Annotated in this window: 6 protein-coding genes; 2 read left to right on the top strand and 4 right to left on the bottom strand. The window is 61.6% G+C overall.

All coding sequences use genetic code 11. The features are described from left to right. Positions 1–594 precede the first annotated feature (594 nt). On the bottom strand, positions 595–1,074 hold the full coding sequence (locus VG320_RS13750; protein WP_327200657.1) for a pyridoxamine 5'-phosphate oxidase family protein: 480 nt from the start codon (positions 1,072–1,074) through the stop codon (positions 595–597). A 95-nt stretch (positions 1,075–1,169) separates the two neighbouring features. Between VG320_RS13750 and VG320_RS13745 the strand changes: the two genes are divergently transcribed. Further along, a complete protein-coding gene (locus tag VG320_RS13745) occupies positions 1,170–1,568 on the top strand; it encodes an SgcJ/EcaC family oxidoreductase (RefSeq protein WP_327200656.1) in 399 nt (132 codons plus the stop codon). 48 nt (positions 1,569–1,616) lie between these two features. Here VG320_RS13745 and VG320_RS13740 read toward each other — a convergent pair whose 3' ends face one another. After that, a complete protein-coding gene (locus tag VG320_RS13740) occupies positions 1,617–3,050 on the bottom strand; it encodes a nicotinate phosphoribosyltransferase (RefSeq protein WP_327200655.1) in 1,434 nt (477 codons plus the stop codon). Between the two features lie 86 nt (positions 3,051–3,136). Next, positions 3,137–4,174 (bottom strand): bifunctional nicotinamide-nucleotide adenylyltransferase/Nudix hydroxylase, encoded by a 1,038-nt coding sequence (locus VG320_RS13735; RefSeq protein WP_327200654.1) that lies wholly within the window; start codon positions 4,172–4,174, stop codon positions 3,137–3,139. A 248-nt stretch (positions 4,175–4,422) separates the two neighbouring features. Between VG320_RS13735 and VG320_RS13730 the strand changes: the two genes are divergently transcribed. Then, positions 4,423–4,887, top strand: coding sequence for an SET domain-containing protein (locus tag VG320_RS13730; RefSeq protein WP_327200653.1), 465 nt, complete (start codon positions 4,423–4,425; stop codon positions 4,885–4,887). Positions 4,888–5,188: 301 nt separating this feature from the next. Here the strand turns inward: VG320_RS13730 and VG320_RS13725 are convergent, their stop codons facing one another. Further along, positions 5,189–6,568: a replication initiation protein gene (locus VG320_RS13725; RefSeq protein WP_327200652.1), complete on the bottom strand. Its 1,380-nt coding sequence runs from the start codon at positions 6,566–6,568 to the stop codon at positions 5,189–5,191. Positions 6,569–6,613 lie beyond the last annotated feature (45 nt).

Raw genomic sequence — 6,613 nt, 5'->3', positions numbered from 1 at the left:
CAGACGACACCGAGATCCGCTTTCCTTACGTCATGGTCGGCAACGCCGCCGGCAAATTGAACGCCCCATTGATCCGCGCGTGCTGCGCTCGAACCGAGGCACACCCCTGCAATGAAAACGGCGAGAGGTAATTTTGTTTTTCGCATTTCCTCACTCTTTCGAATTCTGATTCTGGCGCGTGTGAATGTTTGAATCTTTAAAGCACCGGATCGCCCGCCGCGGATTATAAATTCAGTGACACATTTGTTTATGCCACGGCTGCGCAATGCTTTATTTACGAAATAGGGAAAATCGGACGTCTGAAAATACGCAATGACGTGTTGTGTCGATTGACGATATAGCGCGCAAAAAAAAACCTCCGCCTTTGCGCAAGCGGAGGTCAAAGTCGGTTTGGAGACCAGCGTCGTTCATCGCCTGAACGACGCCGGCAGATCATAATGATCGCGAGCTTCGCGATAAATGCGAAGCTGCGCATCACACCATTGCAATCATTGCAGCAATGGACGCTTTAAAGCAGGCAAGCGACGCAAGCGCACTGAAGGTAACGTTATTTGTGCATCTGGCGCGAATTGCCGTGAGCACGAATATGGCGCCCTAACCATGCATGCGCAGCATCGCGATCTGTTCACGCCAGCGCGCGATCACGCTATCGAGATCGTAGAGCCGGAACGTCACGCCGCTGAGCACCTCGGCGTACTTTGCACGATGGATGTCCACCTGTTCGACTCTCAGGCGAAACACACTCAGAGCCAGTGCAGTCTGCTGTTCAGCCACAAGCGCGGCGTGCGCGCGAATCTCCAGCAGCGCGCCATCGTGAACCAGCGAAAGCGTAAGACGCCCATCGCGCCGCATGTTCTGCGCCGTATTCGAGTTGGGCCACATCGCCACGAGCACGGTCTGCGCGTCGAGCGCGAGCACCTCGCCCACGCTCAGTTGCGCACCGTGCGGCCAGCCATCGGCGCTCACAGTCGATACGCGAATCGCTTCGTGAGCGTGTTCTTCCAGGTGATCGCCGTCGAATGCGGTGAGCAGTGGCGGCGGCAAAGCGCTCGCATCGGCTTGAGGGTTTTGCATCGGCTTCTCCTGATCGTGTGACGCGACGCCAATCTACCGCATTACGCTCGCAGTCGGAGTAATCTGATGGCCAGCCAATGCACAGGAGACACGCCATGACCGAAGACGAAGCGCAGATCCGCAATCTGATTGCGCAGTGGCACGCCGCCACCAATAATGGCGATGCGAACGCGCTGCCGCCCCTCATGACGGAGGACGTGATCTTCCTCGTTGCGGGGCAGCCGCCGATGCGGGGCCGCGACGCCTTTGTGCAGGCGCTCAAGGATTTGTTCGCCACGCATCGCGTCGAATCGGCCGGCGTGATTCAGGAGCTTGAAGTGTCAGGCGATCTGGCCTGGTGTCGCAGCAAACTCGACGTGCGTGTGCTGCCGCGTGACGGCCGTCCGGCGCCAAGACGCGCCGGCAGCGTGCTGTCGGTTTTCAGGCGGGGTCGCGATGGCTGGCAACTCGCGCGTGACGCCAATCTGCTCACTGTGCAGGACGAAGCCGGGTAAATGCGCGCATGCACCCGCGGTACCACTCCAGGCGCATGCGCAGCGGGCTTAAACCTCGTCGGCGTGGGCGCGCTCGCGGATCGTGTCGAGCGTCACGTCCACGCACAGGCGGCCATTTTCGTAGACGGTTTCCAGCGCGTCCTCCCAGTCGCGTTCGAGCATGCGGTCTTCCCACGCGAGCGGTAACGTGGCCGTGCGGTACTCGCCCGTGCGTCGGTTGCGCAGCAGTGTGAGGCGCCCCAACTTCGAGCGCTTGCCGCTGTCGGTGACGGGGTCCTTGCGCACGCCCGTCCACGTGTCGCCCAGGCGGATCGCCGAGCACTTCATGGCAAAACGCTGCGTATCGCGGTCCACACGCTGCAACAGCGCGCCGCCCATGCCGAAGGTGACGTTGTCGGCCGCATAGCCCGCATCGTCCAACGCGGCGAGGATCGCTCCAATCGAGGCTTCGTCCACGCCGTCGCCCTGGATCACGCGCACGGTGTTCAGCACACGGCGGCCGCGGCTATTGAGCGTCGAGCCGAACGCCGCATCGAGCGAGCGCACGGTCTTCAGCACGATCTCAACTGGCTCGCCGGAATCGGGCCGAATCACCAGTGTCGCGCCGGAATCGAGCACCGCCTGCTTCAACTCGCCACCCCACATGTCGAGCGCCGCAAACAGATCGTACGAATCGGACACCACCGAAACGATCGCACCAGGCTTGCCGAACTGCGCGAGCATGTTGCGATAGGCGTCGGCTTCGCGCTCGCGGCCCCACGAGGTGATCGTGCTGTGCTCCGCTGCGGGCACGGAATACGCTGCCATCGACGCGTGGTAGAAGCGGTTCGCGGCCATCACGCCCAGCACGGTATCGGAACCCATGAAGCTCACCAGGTGCGCTGCGCCGCCGATCGCGGCGCTTTCCGCACTCGAGACGCCGCGCGCGCCGAAGTCGTGCAACTTGAACGGCAGTTGCGAAAGATCGTCGCTCGTTCTGCGCAGATAACGGCCGATCGTCTTGCGCAGATGCCAGCTTTGTGTCGCCACGGTGATTGGATACCAGAGACGCAACAACATCGATTCGATGTACGAAACAATCCAGAATACGCGTGGGTCGTCGCACTCGACGGTCATAAGGACATTGTGCGTGGGCACAACCGAGCCTTCTGGCACGGCACGAATGCGCACAGGCAGGTAGCCGCCGTATTGCTCGACGATGTAGCGCCAGTCCGCTTCGTTGAACGGCTCGCCGTGTGCGTCGAAAAAGCGCTTCGCTTCATCGATCATCTGCGCGGTGATGGGTCTGCAGAGATATTCTTTCGCCAGCATCTGCAGGCCGAAGAACACGGTGCGCTCGTAACGTCCGCCGCGCGATTCGATGTACGAGAACATGCCCGTCGCTTCGGGCGGATACTGCACGAAGTGTGACGCCTTGTAGGAGTCCGTATTAATGATCGGATTGGCGAGAGTGGAAGCGAACGTGTCGATTTGGGCTTGCATGGCTAGAGCTCCTCTATGCCGTTGAGAGTCCGCCGGGTCTATCCCAGCGGGTTAAAACCTGTGCCTGGGCGCGCCGCGCCGCGTGTTCAGAGCTTTCCGAGGAAGTGGTACGCGATATCGAAATGATCTTCGAACATCACGTCGCGCATGCGCGCGAACGTGTTGAGCGGAACCCAGCGCGCCTTGTCGGCGTCGTCGCCGCCCTTCACGCGCGGCAGTTCGCCCACCGGGAAATGGAACAGGAAAGCGTGCGTGATGGTGCGTCCGCGCAGCGAGCGTTGCGGATGGTCGAACACCTGACGGTCCTTGATCGAGCCGCGCAGCACGGGTTCGGGCAGTTTCAGGCCAGTCTCTTCGCGCAGTTCGCGAATGCAGGCCGTCTCCAGCCGTTCGTCCTGATTGACGAAACCGCCCGGCAGCGCCCACAGGCCGCGGCCCGGCTCGCTGCGGCGACGCACGAGCAGGATATGGCCGGAGTGCACCACGAGGGCATCGACGGTCACGAAAGTCACGGGGTACGGCGCCGCCGCCCAGGCCTTCTGATAGCCGGCGATGAATTCGGCTTCCGACTTCAGTTGCGCGAATTCGGGCCGCGTGCGAAAGCGTTCAAGCCAGTCGTGCACGGGCGCCGGCACGGCCCACGAGACGAAGCTGTTGTTACGCTCCGCGAACAGTTGCTCGCGAATCTCGGTTGCCGAGATGTCCTCGGTGGCGTCGGTTTCCACGAACTCCCACTGCGGGAACATGCGCAGGTAGTAGGAAGTGGTGTCCTTCTCGTGGCCGATCAGGCCGATACGGCGGCCCGACGTGTCGCCCAGTTCGGACGCTACGACATCCTGAATCCAGCGCACCCAGTCGCCGTCGTTGTACATCGAGTCCTGCACCGGCGCGATGACAACGCGCTCGCGCTCGTCTTCATCGAGCAGCGCGAGCATCATCTGACGGCGTTCGTCGTACGAGAACGGGTCCTTGATGGTACGCGGGCGGTCGGTCGAGCCGACGAGAATGCACACGCGCTCGGCCTGGCTGAGCGCACGGCGCAGCACATCGAGGTGTCCGCGATGCGGAGGCTGGAAACGGCCAATGAAAATCAGTGCGTCGAAACGCTGGGTCTGCTTGCTCATGAGGCTCCCTCAAGAGATTGGCGGTCGTGGGTCTGTCCCTTGACCGAGCCTGCATCGTAACGCCGCGCTGGCGATCGCGTCAAACGGTTTTGCCGCGCGGGGATATTTCGAACGCAGTGACGAAGGCCATCGGGCATATTCGAAACGTCATATTCGCGACTATTTTCTCGACTTATACTCGGCGCGAATGCGTGGCCAGCACCGCATCGTCCTCCTCCCAATGCCGTCTTTGTTCCATTATCGCGATCATGAAACGTGTGTCCGTCCGGCAATCACCGGTGCATGGCAAAGGCGTGTTCGCGCTCTGTGCGTTGCAGGCAGGCGAGCGCATTTTCGAATACAAGGGCATGGTGACCACGTGGCGCGAGGCGGCACGCTGGAACGCGCGTCGCGAGGATTCGGGGCACACCTTCCTGTTCGGTCTTTCCGATGGACGTGTGATCGATGGTGGACGCGGCGGTAATGGGGCGCGCTGGCTCAATCACGCCTGCGCGGCGAACTGCGAAGCCGTCGAAGGCGATGGGCGCGTCTATATCGAAGCGATCCGCGATATTGCGGCTGGCGAAGAACTGTTCATCGATTACGCGCTGGAAATCGACGAGCAGGTGGATAGCGAAGCGCAACGCGACTATGCGTGCCGCTGCGGCACGCAACGCTGCCGCGGCACGATGCTGGGTGCAGGAGCGACGTCAGCGCTGGCTGTCGCCGTGTGATCTGATAAGGATTGCCAGGTAATGTGCACGCTCGTGGCGCAGGTGATCCGTGGGGGTGGAGAAGCAAAATCACCGCCATCGCAGCCCAGGAGTTATCCACAGATTTTGTGCACAACTTTGTGGATACCCCATCGAACGGATCACCCAAGTCATTGATCCTGCGGCGATATTCTTCAGAGACCGTCGGCCAGGGCGCGCTGCCTGCACGCTATGCGGCCCTTCGTGGCCTGGCTGCCGCGCGAGCGACGCTTTCGTCGCTCAACGCGTCAGGTTAAGCGCCCAAAAGAATCGAAAACGTCCATCACAGGCCAGTCTGCTTGAGCTTGCCGTACACGAACTGCCCGAAGTACCAGGACAGGTCGGAGTGGTTGAGGATGTTCACGTCGGAGAGCGCGCCGGCCTCCAGCTTCAGGCGGCGCAGCATGAGCTTGCCGGCCTGCGAGGCAATGTAGAGGCGCACGAGTTCCTTGCGGGTTTTCTCGTCGGCGGATTCGAAGTGCTCGCGGCCACGTTGCACTTCCTCGTTGCGACGCGTGCGCGCCTCTTCGTCGCGCGCGGCGATGCTTTGCTTCACGGCGGTGGTGACGGCGACCTTGGCGGTCTCCTCGGCGTCCACGGCGGCAGCGAGCTCGCTCTGGATCGCGACCATCTTGCGTTCGGCCTCCGAGACCTGCCAGTTATGGCTGAGCGCCTTCATGAGGTAACCCGCAGGGCTCTTGGTGACCTTGCCCTGGTTCAGACGGAAACGCGTGTACTCGATCGCCTGGCGGATGCGCTCGTCGGTCCAGTTCAGGCGATGCTCGGCGATCACGTCGAACTGCTTGTTGCTCAGGCCAAACTCCTCCTTGAGCGTGAGCAGCAGATCGTGCGCGTCGGGCTGACGGCTGAGCATCGCCGCCACGGTGTCCTTGCGCTTGAGACGAAAGCGGATCTTGTTGATCTTGCGCGAAGTGCCCGAATCGGCGCGCGTCTCGTAGCTCACGTCGATATCGGACAGCTCGTTGATCTGCTTGACGGCGGGATCGAGGTACTTCGGCCGGAAGTGCTTGAACTCCGAAGCGCTCGAACCGAGCTTGCCCGGCCAGCGGCGCATCACGTCCAGCTCGATCCAGTCGGTCAGTCCGGCGGCGACAAAAGGCTGCACGTAATCGTAGATCGCGCGCGCAAAGGTCTGCGAGAACGCTGCCGTGATGCACAGGTTGAGCCAGTGATGCTTTTCCGGTCCGGTGATGTGACGCAGCATCAGCGGCGGGATGCGGAACTGGATGCGCCCCTTGCCGATCTTGACGCTGCCCATCAACTGCTCGGAAATCCACTGGTCGTCCTCGCTGGGCGCGCGCTCGGGCGGCGTGTCGGTCACCTCGATCAGCACACGCTGCGCTTCCTTGATGACGCTCTGGAGATGGCGCACATTGCGGCTCTCATAGCGCATCAGCCACTTGAAGTAGTTGAGGTCGACGTCGTAGGTCTCGTGCGGAACCGGCTCCTGGGCTGCGATGAAATACGCAGCGTCGATGAAACGCCGCGACGACAGGCCAAGCCCGTTGATGGCAACGAAAACGTTGTTGCGCTGAAAGCCGATCTCTCTCGTGCTTTCGCTGATTGGCTGTCCGGACATCTCTTCGAACAACCCAAGCGACATCTGCTGGGTGGTCGTCCTGCGTCCGCTGTCCTCCGACATTCGTGTGCTCTCCGTCGATATTGGCGGGGACTCTATCACTCCGTT

It is taken from the genome of Paraburkholderia sp. (genome assembly GCF_035948235.1).
Taxonomy (GTDB): Bacteria; Pseudomonadota; Gammaproteobacteria; order Burkholderiales; family Burkholderiaceae; genus Paraburkholderia.
Note: the sequence above shows the minus strand (reverse complement) of the source record. Positions and strands in the feature narration are given on the sequence as shown.

What these genes read in the sequence shown, in the direction of transcription:
- VG320_RS13745 (WP_327200656.1), top strand. Translation starts at nt 1,170, where the DNA reads ATGACCGAAGACGAAGCGCAGATCCGCAATCTGATTGCGCAGTGGCAC.
- VG320_RS13735 (WP_327200654.1), bottom strand. Translation starts at nt 4,174, where the DNA reads ATGAGCAAGCAGACCCAGCGTTTCGACGCACTGATTTTCATTGGCCGT.
- VG320_RS13730 (WP_327200653.1), top strand. Translation starts at nt 4,423, where the DNA reads ATGAAACGTGTGTCCGTCCGGCAATCACCGGTGCATGGCAAAGGCGTG.
- VG320_RS13725 (WP_327200652.1), bottom strand. Translation starts at nt 6,568, where the DNA reads ATGTCGGAGGACAGCGGACGCAGGACGACCACCCAGCAGATGTCGCTT.
- VG320_RS13750 (WP_327200657.1), bottom strand. Translation starts at nt 1,074, where the DNA reads ATGCAAAACCCTCAAGCCGATGCGAGCGCTTTGCCGCCGCCACTGCTC.
- VG320_RS13740 (WP_327200655.1), bottom strand. Translation starts at nt 3,050, where the DNA reads ATGCAAGCCCAAATCGACACGTTCGCTTCCACTCTCGCCAATCCGATC.